Genomic DNA, 15704 nt, shown 5'->3' with positions numbered 1-15704 from the left:
AAGGACAACAGGCTCGCCAATGGATATCGCCCGCACTCCTGCAACTCCCGACGGCAATCCGGAAATGGCCGACGCCGCCGGCGAACCGCATCAGCCGCCCGAGATCAGGCGGGAAGACTATCGACCCTTCGCCTGGCGCGTTCCGCAGACCCGGCTCGACTTCGATCTCAGCCTCGAAAGGACGACGGTCGTCGCTACGCTTTCGGTCGAACGCAATCCGGATGCCGAAGCCGATCCGGTCCTGCGCCTCAATGGCGACGAGATCGAGCCGCTTTACGTAAAAGTCGACGGGAAAACGGTGAACGAGTGGCGGATGGAGGGGGGCGATCTTCTGCTTCCTCTCTCCGGCAGTACCCACGAGGTGGAGGTCGCCAGCAGTTTCGACCCTTCCGCCAACACGCAGCTGATGGGCCTGTTCGCATCGAACGGCATACTGTGTTCGCAATGCGAGGCCGAGGGATTTCGTCGCATCGCCTTCTTCCCCGACAGGCCCGACGTCCTTTCCACCTACCGCGTGCGGATGCGCGGTCAGAAGGCCCGGTTTCCGATCCTGCTTTCCAACGGCAACCTGGAATCCGAAGGGGAAGGCCAGGACGGCACGCACTGGGCCGAGTGGCACGATCCCTGGCTCAAGCCATCCTACCTGTTCGCGCTGGTCGCGGGCGATCTGGTCGCAAGATCCGACAGCTTCACCACCCGGGGCGGACGCAAGGTCGCGCTGAACGTATGGGTTCGCGAGGGCGATCTCGAGCGGACCGAACACGCGATGGAATCGCTCAAGGCAGCAATGCGCTGGGACGAGGAAACCTTCGGGCGAGAATACGACCTCGATCTCTACAACATCGTCGCCGTTTCCGATTTCAACATGGGCGCGATGGAGAACAAGGGTCTGAACGTCTTCAATACGAAATACGTGCTGGCCGACACCGAAACCGCGACCGACGGCGATTACGATGCCGTGGAGGGCGTGATCGCGCATGAATACTTCCACAACTGGTCCGGCAACCGCGTAACCTGCCGCGACTGGTTCCAGCTTTCCCTGAAAGAGGGGTTCACGGTTCTTCGCGACCAGTTGTTCAGTCAGGACATGCAATCCGAGGCGGTCAAGCGGATCGAGGATGTCCGGGTTCTGCGCGCCGCTCAGTTCCCCGAGGACTCGGGCCCGCTGGCGCATCCCATCAGGCCCGATTCCTTCCGCGAGATCAGCAATTTCTATACCGCAACGGTTTACAACAAGGGGGCCGAAGTCATCCGCATGATGCGGACGATGAGCGGGGAAGAACGGTTTCGCGAAGGGACGGACCTCTATTTCGATCGGCACGACGGCGAAGCGGCCACCTGCGAGGATTTCGTGCGCGCCATCGAGGATGGAGCCGGGCTGGATCTCGAACAGTTCCGCTTGTGGTATTCCCAGGCAGGCACTCCGAAGGTCAGCGTCCGGCTGGAGCACGAGGGGAGCACCGCAAGGCTGCACCTCGTTCAGACGGTTCCGCCTACCCCGGGCCAACCTGACAAGCACCCCATGCCGATCCCGCTGAAGATCGCGCTGTTCGATCGCGACAGCGCTACCCATGACGGGGAGCGACTGGTCATTCTCGACGAGGCGCAAAAGACGCTTTCCTTCGACGGATTTGCCCGGCTCCCTGTTCTTTCCATCAATCGCGGCTTTTCCGCGCCCGTCACCATCGAGCGCGACATATCGCAGGACGACCTCGTCTTTCTGGCAGCGAACGACGACGATTCGTTCGCTCGCTACGAGGCGCTGCAGGATCTGGTCGTCAACCACCTGAAAGCCGCCATCGAGGGCAGTTTGTCCGAAAGCGGGCGAGACCGGACTCGCGGGGCCATCGCACAAGCCATTCGCGCGGTCATCATCGATGACACGCTCGACGACCTGATGCGGGGGGAACTGCTTGTTCTGCCGAGCGAGACCTACCTCGCCGAAACGATGCTAATCGCCGATCCCGGTCGCATTCACGACGAGAAGGAGGGCCTGAAGGCCGACCTGGGCCGCCGCCTGAAGACGGATCTGCACGCCCTCTACGAGCGGTGCGAGCAAGTGCCCTATTCGCTCGATCCCGCGGCACGCGGGGCGCGCAAGGTCAAGGCCCAGGTGCTTGTTCTTGCCGCGGCGAGTGATCCTGCCAAGGCTGCCGACCTCGCCGCGCACCAGTACGGCCGCGCCGACAACATGACCGACCGGCAAAGCGCGTTGATGGTTCTCGCGGGCCTGCCCGGGGTGGAGCGGACCGATGCCTTGCTCGATTTCTACAACCGCTACGCGGGCAATGCGCTGGTCATCGACAAGTGGTTCGCGCTTCAGGCTGGCTCCCAGCACCCATCCGTTCTCGAGCACGTGAAGGCGCTGCGCGAGCACAGCGACTTCACGCTCGCCAATCCGAACCGCGTGCGCTCGCTCATGATGACCTTTGCCTACAATCCCCATGCCTTCCATGCGGCGAGCGGCGAGGGATACCGGATGATCGCCGATCTCATTCTCGAACTCGACCGCATCAACCCGCAGACCGCGGCGCGATTCGTCACGCCGCTCGGACGCTGGCGACGGATAGAAACGGAGCGCTCCGCCCTTATGCGCGGACAGCTCGAGCGGCTGGCGTCGGCGACCCTTTCGCGCGACACCTCCGAACAGGTGATCCGGTCGCTTGGCTGACTTGGGAGGCGCAATCCGCTCGGCGGTCCTGGAAGGCGTTCCCCATGCGTTTCTTCCCGGCGTCGGCCGCGAGGGCGAACCTGATCCAGGCGAGATTGCAGCGGGATCGCGCCTGGTTCTCGTTCGGCAGGTCCACTCCGCCCGGGCTTGCATCGTGCGCGCACCCTTTGCCGGCGAATCCGACCGCCCCGAAGCCGATGCTCTCGTGACGGATAGGCCCGGCCTGGCGCTGGGTATCGTGACCGCCGACTGCGCCCCGGTACTGCTCGCCGATCGCAGGGCGGGCGTTGTCGGGGCTGCCCATGCCGGCTGGCGCGGGGCCGTCGGGGGCGTCCTCGAATCGACAATCGACGCGATGGAAGGACTGGGGGCGGAGCGCTATCGCATCGCCGCGGCGATCGGTCCGACCATCCGGCAGGAGAATTACGAGGTGGACGCAGGCTTCCGGAAAGATATCGAGGATCGGCTCGACACGGACCCCGCCCGCTTCTTTGCCACTGGACGCACCGGTCACTACAAGTTCGACCTTCCCGGGTTCGTCGCCTTCCGCCTGTCCGAAGCGGGCGTGCGAACTGCTGACGAGCTTGGCGTCGACACCTATGCCAATCCCGGGCGGTATCACTCCTATCGCCGTGCCACGCATAGCGGAAACCCGACCAGCGGACGCCAGTTTTCGCTGATCGCCCTGCCCGGCTGACCGCCGCTCCGAACGAGTGCTGGCGGGCGGACTGCCATATTACCGCCAAAAGGCGGTTGGCATGGCGGGTTCGCTCGGCTATCAGCCGCGCCAAGCCGCCGCCCGGGAACGGTTCGTCGTGCGGCTTGAACGGATTTTCACGCATTCATGGCGGGCCGGGTCGCGGCCTTCTTCCCCATGAAGCGATGGGCAAGGCAAGGGTATGGCTACCACCACCGGCAATGCTGAAGGGCACGACGCAACCGTCGATGGTCCCGAGAACGACGGCGTGCGTCGCCGCGACTTCATCAATATCGCCGCGGTTTCCGCCGCGGGCGTTGGCGGTCTGCTGACGCTGCTGCCGCTGATCAGCCAGATGGCACCGTCTGCGGACGTGCTGGCCGAAAGCACGACCGAACTCGATATTTCCACGCTCGAGGCGGGCCAGTCGATCAAGGCGGTGTTCCGCAAGCAGCCGGTCTTCGTGCGCCATCTCACGCAGCGCGAGATCGACGAGGCGAACGCGGTCAACGTCAGCTCGTTGCGCGATCCGGCCACCTTGCAGGAGCGCACGCTCGAAGGGCACGAGAACATCCTCGTCGTCATGGGGGTTTGCACCCACTTGGGCTGCGTGCCGCTGGGCGCCGCCGAGGGGGAGCCCAAGGGCGAATTCGACGGCTATTTCTGCCCCTGCCACGGTTCGAGCTACGATACCGCCGCGCGCATCCGGAAAGGACCGGCGCCGCTCAACCTCGAAGTGCCGCCCTATGAATTTTCGACCGACACGACGATCGTGATCGGCTGAGGCAAGAGAGACCTGCGATGAGCTTTCCCTGGGCCCGAGAATATACCCCCCAAACCGGCCTGACGCGCTTCCTCGACGAGAAGCTGCCGTTGCCGCGTCTGGTCTACAATGCAGTGGGTGCGGGCTACCCGGTGCCGCGCAACCTGTCCTATTTCTGGAATTTCGGCGTTCTGGCGGGCTTCTGCCTGATGCTCCAGATCGTCACCGGCGTCATCCTTGCGATGCACTACGCACCCAATGCGCTGGTCGCCTTCGAATCGGTCGAGCACATCATGCGCGACGTCAACTGGGGCTGGCTGATGCGGTATGCGCATGCCAACGGCGCCAGCTTCTTCTTCGTCGTCATCTACATTCACATCTTCCGCGGCTTCTTCTACGCCAGCTACAAGCCCCCGCGCGAGATGATATGGCTGATCGGCGTGGTGATCTTCCTGCTGATGATGGCCACCGCCTTCATGGGTTATGTGCTTCCCTGGGGCCAGATGAGCTTCTGGGGCGCGAAGGTCATCACCGGCCTGTTCGGTGCGATTCCCCTGGTGGGCGAGCCGTTGCAGGTCTGGCTGCTGGGCGGTTACGCGCCCGACAACGCCGCGCTCAACCGCTTCTTCTCGCTTCACTTCCTGCTGCCTTTCGTGATCGCGGGCGCCGTTATCATGCATATCTGGGCGCTGCACATTCCCGGTTCGAGCAATCCCACCGGCGTAGAGGTGAAGAGCGAGAGCGATACCGTGCCGTTCCATCCCTATTACACGGCCAAGGACGGCTTCGGGCTCGGCATCTTCCTGCTCATCTACATGGCCTTCGTGTTCTTCATTCCGAACCAGCTCGGCCACCCGGACAACTACATTCCGGCCAACCCGCTCTCCACGCCTGCGCACATCGTGCCCGAATGGTATTTCTGGCCGTTCTACGCGATCCTGCGAGCCTTTACCTTCGACTTCATTCTGCCGGCGAAGCTGTGGGGCGTGCTCGCGATGTTCAGTGCGATCCTGTGCTGGTTCTTCCTGCCCTGGCTCGATCGCGGTCCGGTCCGCAGCGGCCATTACCGCCCGCTGTTCCGCAAGTTCTTCTGGTTCGGTCTGATCCCGTGCATGGCGGTACTGTTCTACTGCGGCGGCGCGCCGGCGCAGGAACCGTTCGTGATGCTGAGCCAGATCGCGACCGCCTACTACTTCCTGCACTTCCTCGTGATCCTGCCGCTGGTCTCCTCGATCGAACGGCCCGAACCCCTGCCCTTCTCGATTACCGAGGCGGTGCTGGGATCGGACAAGAAGGCCGTGCTGGGCGAAAACGCCGAGCCCGCGGTCTGATCGCGAGCTTCAGGGGAAAGACGAAAATATGATCCGCCTTGTTGGAATCCTTGTCGGCCTGGGCTTCACCCTCGTGGTGCTGCTCGCCTTCGTGACCGGTGCGTACACCGCGGCGACGGACGATGCCGCGGAAACCGCCGACCATGTCTTCCATCTCGCGCCGAAGGAGGACGTGAGCTACGCCTTCGAAGGACCGGTCGGACACTGGGACATCGCGCAGCTTCAGCGCGGCTACAAGGTGTACAAGGAAGTCTGCTCGGCCTGCCACTCGCTCAACCTGGTCGCCTTCCGCAATCTCGCCGGGCTCGGCTATTCTGAGGCGCAGATCAAGGCTGAGGCAGCCAGCTGGCAGGTTCCCGGTATTGATCCGGACACCGGCGAGAACGTTTCCCGGCCGGGTGAACCGACCGACTACTTCCCATCGCCCTATCCCAACGACGTTGCCGCCAAGGCGGCCAATGGCGGCAAGGCTCCGCCCGACCTCTCGCTGATTACCAAGGCGCGCGAGGAGGGCACGCATTACGTCCATTCGCTGCTTACCGGCTATCGCGACCCGGCGACCTTCGCCCTGTCCAACGGGGAGAGCCTGACCGAGGAGTTCCCGGATTACGAGGTGCCGCCCGGCACCTACTTCAACCCGTATTTCCCGGCTCTCGCCATCGGCATGCCGCCGCCCCTGACGAGCGCGGGCCAGGTTACCTACGACGACGGCATGGATGCCTCGATCGATCAGATGGCGACCGACGTGTCCGCCTTCCTCACCTGGACGGCTGAACCCATGCTCATCAAGCGCAAGCAGACGGGCTGGCCGGTTCTCGGCTTCCTGCTGCTGGCCACGCTTCTTGCCTGGTTCGCGAAGAAGCAGGTCTGGGCCCCGGTCAAGCCGCGCAAGGATTGACGGCGTGGGGGCGGAGGAGCTCAAGGCGCTCATCCGCACCGTCCCGGACTTTCCAGCGCCAGGAATCCAGTTTCGCGACGTCACGACCCTGCTGGCCGATGCCGGCGGGCTGGCGGGCGCGGTCGATGGGCTGGTCGGCCTGACACGTGATCTGCCCGTCGCCTCCGTCGCCGGGATCGAAGCACGCGGATTCATCTTCGGCGCCGCCCTTGCGCTCAGCCTTGGGGTCGGATTCATCCCAATGCGCAAGGCGGGCAAGCTGCCCGTCGAGACGCTGGGTGAGGATTACAAACTCGAATACGGCGTCGCGCGGCTGGAGGTCGATCCGTCGGTCGTCGTGAAGAACGCCGAAGTGCTGATCGTCGACGACCTGCTCGCCACGGGCGGTACGGCGCTGGCCGCGACACATCTCCTGCGCCGCGCCGGCGCCCGGGTAGCCGACGCGGTGTTCGTCGTCGACCTACCCGATATCGGCGGTTCGAAAGCCCTTGAAAAGGCGGGGGTCGCCACGCGCGCGCTCGTCGCTTATGGTGGGCATTGATCCGTATGGGATAGGCTACCGGCCACAGGCAATGTCCCAGCGTCTCGAAGCAATCGCGCTTCAACCGGGGAGATAGATGGAACAGCAAGCCCTCGTCATCGCCCTGGTGGGCGTGCTCGGCATCGGCGCGCAGTGGATCGCTTGGCGCACGGGTTGGCCGGCCATCGTGCTGATGCTGGCCGCGGGCTTCCTCGCCGGGCCGGTGCTCGGCATCATGAACCCCAAGGCCGCATTCGGCGAAATACTCGAACCGATGATCTCGATCGGCGTCGCGCTCATCCTGTTCGAGGGTGGCCTCAGCCTCGATTTCCGCGAACTGCGCAAGTATGGGGAGGGCGTATGGCGCCTGGTGCTGTTCGGGGTGCCGCTGGGCTGGTTTTTCGGATCGCTGGCCGGTTATTACGTCGCCGGCCTCGTCTGGCCGGTCGCCATCTTGTTCGCCGGCATTCTGGTGGTCACCGGGCCGACCGTGGTCATTCCATTGTTGAGACAGAGCGCGGTCCAGCAACGGCCCGCCGCGCTGCTGCGCTGGGAAGCCATCGTCAACGATCCGCTCGGCGCGCTGTGCGCCGTCATCGCCTACGAGTATTTTCGCGCTACGGTCGATGGCGGAACGGCGTTCGAGGTGGTGCCCGAAATCGCTATTGCCGCGGGTCTCTCCGGCCTGTTCGGCTACGCCGCCGCCTGGGTGATCGCCTTCGCCTTCCCGCGCGGTCTCGTGCCGGAATTCCTCAAGGTTCCGGTCCTGCTGGTCGCGGTGGTAGGAACGTTCGTGCTGTGCAACAAGATCGAGCATGAAGCCGGTCTCGTCGCCGTCACGGTCATGGGCATCGCACTTGCCAACATGCATGTTTCCAGCCTGCGCTCGATCCACCCGTTCAAGCAGAACATCGCCGTGCTGCTGGTCTCGGGGATCTTCATCCTGCTGTCCGCCAGTCTGGAGTTCGAGGACATGCGCTTCTTCGACTGGCGCTCGGGCGCGTTTCTGCTGACATTGCTGTTCGTGGTGCGACCCGCCACGATCCTGCTGAGCCTGTTGTTCAGCAAGGTGCCGTGGAACGAGCGCTTGCTGCTTGCCTGGATCGCCCCGCGAGGGATCGTCCTCGTGGCGATCTGCGGCCTGTTCGCGCTGCGCCTGTCGGATCTGGGTTACGACGACGGCTCGATCCTGATCGGCCTGAGTTTCGCAGTGGTGGTCGCTACCATCGTGGCGCATGGTTTCACCATCGATATCGTCGCCCGGCTGCTGAAGGTGAAGGGGGCCGAACGACCCGGGCTGCTGATCGCCGGCGCCACGCCCTGGACGGTAGCGCTCGCCAGGCAGATGCACGAACTGGAAACGCCGGTCATGCTCGTTGATTCGAGCTGGACCCGTCTGAAGCCTGCGCGGGCCGCCGGCATCCCGACCTACCACGGCGAAATCCTCAACGAAGCCACCGAACACAATCTCGACCTGACACCGTTCCAGAACCTCGTCGCGGCTACCGACAACGAGGCATACAACACCCTCGTATGCTCCGAATTCGCCCCGGAGATCGGTACGGACCGCGTCTATCAGCTGGGCGATGCCGCCGATGACGATGATCCGCGCAAGCTGCCCAGCACGTTGCGCGGCAGGGCGTTGTTCAAGTCGGGATTAAGCGTCGACGATGTGCAGCAGCGGCAGCTCGAAGGCTGGGTATTCCGCCGCACCAAACTGTCGGAGCAGTACGGTCTGGAAGACGCGCGTGACAACCTGCCCGAATCGGCCAACATGCTCCTGCTGCTCAAGCCCGACGGCGATCTCGCCTTCTTCACCCATGCAGCGGCGCCCACGCCCGAACCGGGAGACACGATCGTCTCCTTCTCCCCGCCCCGCACCAAGACTGCCGAAGACCAGGCTGCCAAAGCTGCCCGGAAGAAATCGCCCAGGGGCGGCTCGAAACCGCAACCGGCATGACCAGCACAGGACACGACATGCGAATCCGCAAACCCGCCGCCGCCACCCTGATCGCCCTTTCCGCCCTGGCGCTCGGCGCTTGCGACCTGCGCCGGGAAGATGACGGGAATTCTGCCGATGGGAAGGCCGGTCCGGTCGCCGCGTCCTCCGCGACGCCCGCAACGGCGCCGACCAATTCGATCATTCGCGACGACATCGCCCCGCCCGAACCGATGAAATTGCCTTCGCAACCCTTCGACGTCACGATTCCCATGCCCGAAGGAACGGATATCAACGAATCAGCGGAGCGACAGCTCGCCAGCGCAATGGAATCGGACGCAATGGATGAGGCTGACTGGCCGATCGTGCTGTCGGGCCATACCGATTCGTCAGGCAATGATCAGGCCAATCTGCGCGCTTCGCGCGCCCGGGCCGAGGCGGTGGCCGCCTGGCTGGTCGAACGCGGAGTGGACGACGACAGGATCGAGGTGATCGCATTCGGCGAGCAGAACCCCGTCGCGCCGAACGCACTTCCTGATGGCTCGCCTAACGAGGAAGGACGCCGCACGAATCGCCGCGTCGTCATCCGTATCGCCCCGCCCACATCGAGCGGCACGGGCGGCACGGACGAAGGCAAGGCAAAAACCGGGGGTAAGGCAGGAGAGCCCCGTTCTCGCCCGCTCGCCCGAACGAACGACTGAGATGGAAGCGGAAAACGCGATGTCCGCTTGACGGCGGGCCTGTGCCGGTGGCAATCGGCACGAAGCGAGCGGGCGGGTATAGCTTAGTGGTAAAGCCCCAGCCTTCCAAGCTGGTTATGCGGGTTCGATTCCCGCTACCCGCTCCATTTCGTTCCACGTGGGTCTGTCCGCAGTTTGCCCTCAGCGTGTTGGGTTAAGCCAGGCGATTCGGGGGTCTATTGACAACGCCTCAGCCCGTCCGGGATTGCTATGGTACCTATCTGGTCTTTCGAGCAGCGAGATTTGGGATCGACCAGCATCCGCAACGGATGGCAATTTGTGCGGAACGTGCGGACCTACGCGATCCGGTGCTCTCCCTTGACCCAGCGCACTGTCCCGCTCGATGCGCGCATCACCACGCTTTCGGTCGTCATGATCCGCTCTCCGTTCGGCCGCCGGATGCGTTTCACGCCTTCGAGCAGCGATCCGTCGGTAACACCTGTCGCGGCAAAGATGCAGTCTCCGCGCGCCAGATCTTCGAGACGGTAGATGCGGTCCAGGTCCTCGATGCCCCACTTCGCGGCACGGGCGCGCTCGTCGTCGTTACGAAATACGAGGCGAGCGTTGAACTGGCCACCGACGCAGCGAAGCGCGGCGGCCGCCAGCACACCCTCCGGCGCTCCGCCCTGGCCCATATACATGTCGATGGTCGTATCCTGGTCGGTGGTTGCGATCACGCCCGCCACGTCGCCATCGCCGATCAGCACGACCCCGCATCCAAGGCTCCGCAGTTCGGCGATGAGGTCCGCATGGCGCGGGCGGTCGAGCACGCATACGATGATGTCGCCCGGCTCCACGCCTTTCGCCCCTGCCACGGCCCTGACGTTCTCGGTCGGCGATTTCGCGAGGTCGATGATGCCATCGGGGTAGCCCGGTCCGACGGCCAACTTGTCCATGTAAACGTCGGGAGCGTTGAGCAGGCAGCCTTCCTCCGCCGCGGCCAGCACGGCCAGCGAGTTCGGCCCGGCCTTGGCCGTGATGGTGGTTCCTTCCAGCGGATCGAGCGCAATGTCGATCTTGGGGCCGGTTCCCGGCGCGCCGCCGACCTTCTCTCCGATATAGAGCATCGGCGCCTCGTCCCGTTCGCCTTCGCCGATCACGACCGTGCCGTCGATGGATAGCGTGTCGAAACTTCTGCGCATGGCCTCTACCGCGGCGGCGTCGGCGGCTTTCTCGTCGCCCCGCCCAATCAGCTTCGACGCGGCGACTGCGGCGGCCTCGGTTACGCGGACCAGTTCCATCACCAGGACGCGGTCGAGGGTGGTGGCCTCGCCGCCAGCGCTACTGTGGGAATTCATGGGTAATTCATGCTCCTGTGCCGACCGTCCGATGCGCTTAGGTCGGGGGGACGCGTATGTCGAGATGGGTGTTCGCGTTCGTTCCGATCGCGGTCACGGTTGTTCCCTGGCCGAGCCTTGCGCAGGAACTCGGCGAGCACGACGCGCCCGTTTACGGCCCGGTATTGCCAGACCCGCCGATTACCGGAGACGGTCCGCTGCCGATTACCGGCGCAGCGGCGGATGCGTGCGATCCGGATGCGGTGCAGGCCGACGGCACGATCGTCGTCTGCGCCCCGAAGGATGAAACCGAGTTGTACATGTCGCCGCTTCCCAAGCCCGTGAAGTCGGACCGCAGGATAATACCGGGTCTCACCGACCCGCCCTGCTGGGTGACGAACCCCGGACCGTTCTGCATACGGTTCGGCTCCGTCCCGCCATATCCGCCAATCATCGACATGACAGCGTTTCCCGAACCCCTTTCGGAAGAAGATGCCGCGCGCGTTTTCGCGGCACCGGGGGAAGGTGGCGCGCCTTCCGTTCCGCGCGTCACGGGCGAGCGCCAGCCAATCGACCTGTCGCCGGAGGACTAGCCGAGCAGGCGCATTACCAGGGGTTCTTCCGCCAGGCTTGCCGAACCGGCAAGCAGGTCGAGCGCCTTCGTCACCGCGCTTTCCGGCCCCTCATGCGTAACCATGGCGACGAGTACCGGGTTCTCCTCGTCGTCCGGATGGCCGAGCTGGATCATGCTCTCGATGGAGACGCCGGCGTCGCGCAGGGCCGCGGTGATCTCCGCAAGAACGCCCGGGCGATCGGCAACCATGAAGCGTAGATAGGCGCGATTGCGGCGATGGCCCGGATCGACCGGCGCGCTGGCTTCCAGCGCTTCGACCGGCAGGCTGAAAGCGGGCGCGGCCGATCCGCGAGCGATATCGACCAGGTCCGCGACGACCGCGCTCGCCGTTGGTCCATCGCCCGCGCCCGCGCCCTCGAACAGCAGGCGTCCGACGAAATTGCCTTCCGCGACCACGGCATTGGTCGGCCCGTCGACGCCGGCAAGCGGATGGCTCACAGGCACAAGGTAGGGAGCGACGCGCTGGAACAGGTGTCGGCCACCCCCGCCGGCAAGCTCGCAATCGGCGAGGCCGATAAGACGGATGACATAGCCCAGCGCGCCTGCCTGCGCGATATCGGCGGCACGGATGCGGCTTATCCCGTCTATTTCGACCCCATCGAAATCGAGCCGCGTGCCAAAGCCCAGTGAGGCCAGAATGGCGAGCTTGTGCGCCGCGTCCACCCCTTCGACGTCGAAGGTCGGATCGGCTTCCGCATAGCCCAGAGCCTGCGCTTCGGACAGGACTTCGGCGAAATCGCGGCCCGTGTCTTCCATTTCGGAGAGGATGTAATTGCAGGTTCCGTTGAGTATGCCGTAGATGCGTTCGATCCGGTTGGCCGCCGCCCCTTCGCCCAGCCCCTTCACGATCGGAATGCCGCCGGCCACCGCCGCTTCGTAACGCAGGCGCGCCGCGTGATCTTCAGCCAGCCGGGCGAGTTCGAGGCCGTGATGGGCGATCATCGCCTTGTTCGCCGTGACGAGGCTTTTTCCGGCCCCCAGGGTCGATCTGGCGAGTGCGAGGGCCGGACCGTCGGACCCGCCGACAAGTTCCACCACCACGTCCACATCGTCGCGCGCGGCCAGCGCAGTCATGTCGTCTTCCCAGGCGTAGGGTGCCAGATCGATCCCGCGATCGCGTTGGCGGTCGCGCGCGGAAACGGCGACGATATCGATCCCGCGCCCGGCACGCGATGCGATCAGCGCGCCGTTATCCGCCAGCAACCGGATCACTCCGGTGCCAACCGTTCCCAGCCCGGCCAGCGCGATACGCAGATTTGCGGCCATGCCCCGTTTTCTCCCGTTGGTTCGATCAAAAGCGGGATAGGCGGGTAATGGTCCTTGCCGGGCATGGCCAGTGCCTTGTCGCCGAAACCTGTCAGCCCGGATCGGTGAAACGCCGTTCGCACGGGCCGAGATCGGCGAGAACGTAGGCGTAATCCTCGCGCGCCTGAGCCTGGCGCGACCGGTCGGTCTGGAGAAAGGCGTCGGCCGGCAGTTCCCGCGGCAGCGAACAGGCGAACCTGTACCACGTCAGCGTTCCCGGTTCGGGTGCGGTCGCGGACTGGTCGACGATTTCACCGAGCGAGACACCCCACTCAGGGTCCATCCCCGGCCGACGGATGACCGACAGGGACACTGGCGCGCCGGTTTCGGTTTCCACGAACATCTGCGTTTCCGATTCGCCCGCGAGATTGCCCGGCACCGAGATGACGTCGCGGACGCCCGTAATGGCGGGCGGCACGTCGCCCGAGGCGAGCTGGGTGAGCACCGCGCGCACGCGGTTCTCGATCGTCGGTCCGGCCGGTATCATGGCGCGCGAGGACAGCAATTGCAGGGCGTCCGGAGACCGCGTGGAAAGATCGCCGAACACGACGAACGGTCGGCGTTCGAGCGAGGGCGGGTCTCCATCCGCGTCGCGATCCCGGTCGACGACGAAGGTCAATGTTTCGCCCAGGGCACGGGGGCTGACGAGAAGGTTCCGGGTCAGTGCTTCGATGTACAGGCGTACGCGGTCCGAAGGAACGTCGGGCGCGCGTTCCGTCGGAAAGGCGATCTGATCCTCGACCGTGACGATGGCGACGGTGTCGGCCGCCATCGCCATCTCGACGAGATCGACATAGGTCGGCGCTTCGCCGGCGGGCAGTTCGGCAACGAGGTCGTCCCCGCGGCCGCCGCCGGGCAGGGTGGCGCAGGCGGCAAGCAGGCCGGCGCAGACGCCGGCGAGCGCCAGCCGCGCCGGACGACGCAATAGCGGGTAAAAACGATCTGAGCACATGAACGGACCTCCTGCCTGCGACAATGCGCGGACGGCGTTTCGGTGTCCTGAACGACCATCAAACGCGGCGGTACACCGATTTTTCGCACCGATTTCGTTGCCGGACCGGGAAACGCCCCGACAGATAAAGCGATTGCCCGATCCCTGCCCAATGGTTAAGAGCCGGCCGATCCGGTCCCGACGGACAGAAAATAACCCGCTGTTGCGAGTGTGGCACGTTTTCGCGCCCCGCTCATTTATGACAGAACGGAATTGGGGCTGGACAACATTTCGCTGCGGCTGTCAGGATGCCTGTCCGATCGGTCGCAAATGCCAGGGCAACCTGGCACACGAAGAATGGAGTGAAGGGACTGGATGGCTTACGCTGACCAAGAATTAAGCGGTAATCGCATCGTCGCGATCATTATCGTTGCCCTGATCCACGTCGGTATCGGCTACCTGCTGATTTCCGGACTCGCCATTTCGGCGGTGAAGGAAGCGGTGGAACGCGTCACCACCGTGGATATCGAGGAACCGCCGCCCCCAGAGCCTGAGGAAGAGCCGCCGCCCCCGCCGCCGGACGAGCCCGTGGCTCCTCCGCCGCCGGTCGCGCCTCCGCCGCCGGTGAACATCGCGCCGCAGCCACCGCAGATCCGGACGCAGCCGAACATTCCGCCGCCGGCCCCGCCGGTCCGGATCGTGCCGCCGCCGGCCCCGCCCGCGCGCATCGTGCCGCCGCCGGCTCCGCCGCCCCCGCCGCCGCCGCCGCCGCCGTCGCAGGCTCGTCCCGCGCGGCCGGACAATCAGGGTCGCTGGGCTGCCCAGATCCAGAACGATTACCCCCAGCGCGCGTTGCGCCGCGAGGAAGAGGGTACCGTTCGGATGCGGATCACCATCGGTACCAACGGTCGGGTGCAAAGTTGCAGCGTGACGGGTGGGTCCGGTTCCAGCGAACTGGACAGCGCGGCCTGCCGCGGCATGGAGCGATACGCTCGATACGAGCCCGCGCTCAACGATGCCGGCAATCCGATTTCGTCGACCACTACCCAATCTATCGTTTACCGCATCCCGAGGTAAACTCCCACAAGCCTCCGGTTTCATTCAAAGAGGACTACTCGCATGCTTATCGACATTCTTGCAGCGGCCGGCGACGCAGCCCCCGCCACCGAATTCGGCTTCGTGCCGGCCATCGTCGAGGGTGGCCCCGTCACCTGGGCGATTCTTGCCGTGCTCGTCATCATGTCCGTCGGATCGTTCTACATCCTGATCACCAAATATATCGAACAGAACAAGGTGATGAAGGAATACCGTTCCAACCGCGCCGCGTTCTGGAAGGCCGGATCGCTGAAGGAAGGCGCGACCAAGTTCGACAAGAACAGCGCCTGGCGGCAGCTCGTCGATGACGGCATTCGTGCCGGCAACGAATCCGACAAGATGAGCGACAACCTCGAATCGCACGACTGGCTGCACGGGACGCTCGCGCGTTCGGAAGCCTCGATCAACGCGAAGCTCGCCAGCGGCCTGCCCTTCCTCGCCACCGTCGGCGCGACCGCGCCGTTCGTCGGCCTGTTGGGCACGGTGATCGGTATCTACCGCGCGCTCATCAATATCGGTATCCAGGGATCGGCCTCGATCGACAAGGTTGCCGGGCCGGTGGGCGAGGCGCTCATCATGACCGCCATCGGCCTGCTGGTCGCGGTGCCCGCCGTGTTCGCCTACAACTACCTGCAGTCGCGCAACCGTCGCATCGCCTCGATGCTGTCGGGCTTCAGCACCGATCTCCAGGCGAACATCACTTCGAACGGCACGGTGAAGCCGTCGCTGATGACCTCGAATTCCACCCAGACCTCGGGTGCGGCGGCGAAGTCCGCTCCGGCCACTGCCAAGACCACCTCGACCACGACGGGCGGCACCACCACCGCGCGTCCGGCGGGTTCGACCACCACCACCACCACGACCACGCCGCCACGCAAGAGCTGAGGCGACGGGCCGTACGAT

At 64.8% G+C, this 15704-nt stretch carries 14 protein-coding genes and 1 tRNA gene; 12 read left to right on the top strand and 3 right to left on the bottom strand.

Going from position 1 to position 15704, the window contains the following annotated elements:
- The first annotated feature begins 19 nt into the window (after window positions 1–19).
- From pepN to EG799_RS06585, 9 genes are all read left to right on the top strand, one after another.
- Window positions 20–2671: an aminopeptidase N gene (gene pepN, locus EG799_RS06625; protein WP_123879649.1), complete on the top strand. Its 2652-nt coding sequence runs from the start codon at window positions 20–22 to the stop codon at window positions 2669–2671.
- Window positions 2664–3368, top strand: coding sequence for a peptidoglycan editing factor PgeF (gene pgeF / locus EG799_RS06620; RefSeq protein WP_234029057.1), 705 nt, complete (start codon window positions 2664–2666; stop codon window positions 3366–3368). The genes pepN and pgeF overlap by 8 nt, the downstream gene beginning before the upstream one ends.
- Window positions 3369–3570: 202 nt before the next feature.
- On the top strand, window positions 3571–4152 hold the full coding sequence (petA, locus tag EG799_RS06615; RefSeq protein WP_123879647.1) for a ubiquinol-cytochrome c reductase iron-sulfur subunit: 582 nt from the start codon (window positions 3571–3573) through the stop codon (window positions 4150–4152).
- 17 nt (window positions 4153–4169) lie between these two features.
- Window positions 4170–5462, top strand: a complete 1293-nt coding sequence (locus EG799_RS06610; protein ID WP_123879645.1) for a cytochrome b — start codon at window positions 4170–4172, stop codon at window positions 5460–5462.
- A gap of 28 nt (window positions 5463–5490) precedes the next feature.
- Window positions 5491–6360 (top strand): cytochrome c1, encoded by an 870-nt coding sequence (locus tag EG799_RS06605; RefSeq protein WP_123879643.1) that lies wholly within the window; start codon window positions 5491–5493, stop codon window positions 6358–6360.
- Between the two features lie 4 nt (window positions 6361–6364).
- A complete protein-coding gene (locus tag EG799_RS06600; protein ID WP_123879641.1) occupies window positions 6365–6901 on the top strand; it encodes an adenine phosphoribosyltransferase in 537 nt (178 codons plus the stop codon).
- Between the two features lie 76 nt (window positions 6902–6977).
- Window positions 6978–8840, top strand: a complete 1863-nt coding sequence (locus EG799_RS06595; protein ID WP_123879639.1) for a cation:proton antiporter — start codon at window positions 6978–6980, stop codon at window positions 8838–8840.
- Window positions 8841–8857: 17 nt separating this feature from the next.
- Entirely contained in the window at window positions 8858–9520 is a 663-nt protein-coding gene (locus EG799_RS06590) for an OmpA family protein (protein WP_158611031.1), read from the top strand.
- Window positions 9521–9592: 72 nt separating this feature from the next.
- A tRNA-Gly gene (locus tag EG799_RS06585) sits at window positions 9593–9666 on the top strand.
- Between the two features lie 189 nt (window positions 9667–9855).
- On the opposite strand, the gene glpX is transcribed toward EG799_RS06585, so the two are convergent.
- Complete coding sequence (glpX, locus tag EG799_RS06580) at window positions 9856–10857, bottom strand: class II fructose-bisphosphatase (RefSeq protein WP_123879635.1); 1002 nt, start codon at window positions 10855–10857, stop codon at window positions 9856–9858.
- A gap of 56 nt (window positions 10858–10913) precedes the next feature.
- Between glpX and EG799_RS06575 the strand changes: the two genes are divergently transcribed.
- Window positions 10914–11429: a hypothetical protein gene (locus EG799_RS06575; RefSeq protein ID WP_123879633.1), complete on the top strand. Its 516-nt coding sequence runs from the start codon at window positions 10914–10916 to the stop codon at window positions 11427–11429.
- Here the strand turns inward: EG799_RS06575 and EG799_RS06570 are convergent.
- Both EG799_RS06570 and EG799_RS06565 read right to left on the bottom strand, forming a co-directional pair.
- Entirely contained in the window at window positions 11426–12736 is a 1311-nt protein-coding gene (locus EG799_RS06570) for a homoserine dehydrogenase (RefSeq protein WP_123879631.1), read from the bottom strand. The two genes, EG799_RS06575 and EG799_RS06570, sit on opposite strands and share 4 nt — an antisense overlap.
- A 91-nt stretch (window positions 12737–12827) precedes the next feature.
- Window positions 12828–13727: a hypothetical protein gene (locus EG799_RS06565; RefSeq protein ID WP_123879629.1), complete on the bottom strand. Its 900-nt coding sequence runs from the start codon at window positions 13725–13727 to the stop codon at window positions 12828–12830.
- Window positions 13728–14081: 354 nt separating this feature from the next.
- Between EG799_RS06565 and EG799_RS06560 the strand changes: the two genes are divergently transcribed.
- Window positions 14082–14783: an energy transducer TonB gene (locus tag EG799_RS06560; protein WP_123879627.1), complete on the top strand. Its 702-nt coding sequence runs from the start codon at window positions 14082–14084 to the stop codon at window positions 14781–14783.
- Between the two features lie 42 nt (window positions 14784–14825).
- Window positions 14826–15686: a MotA/TolQ/ExbB proton channel family protein gene (locus tag EG799_RS06555; RefSeq protein ID WP_123879625.1), complete on the top strand. Its 861-nt coding sequence runs from the start codon at window positions 14826–14828 to the stop codon at window positions 15684–15686.
- Window positions 15687–15704: the final 18 nt, after the last annotated feature.

It is taken from the genome of Aurantiacibacter spongiae (assembly GCF_003815535.1).
Lineage (GTDB): Bacteria > Pseudomonadota > Alphaproteobacteria > Sphingomonadales > Sphingomonadaceae > Alteraurantiacibacter > Alteraurantiacibacter spongiae.
Note: the sequence above shows the minus strand (reverse complement) of the source record. Positions and strands in the feature narration are given on the sequence as shown.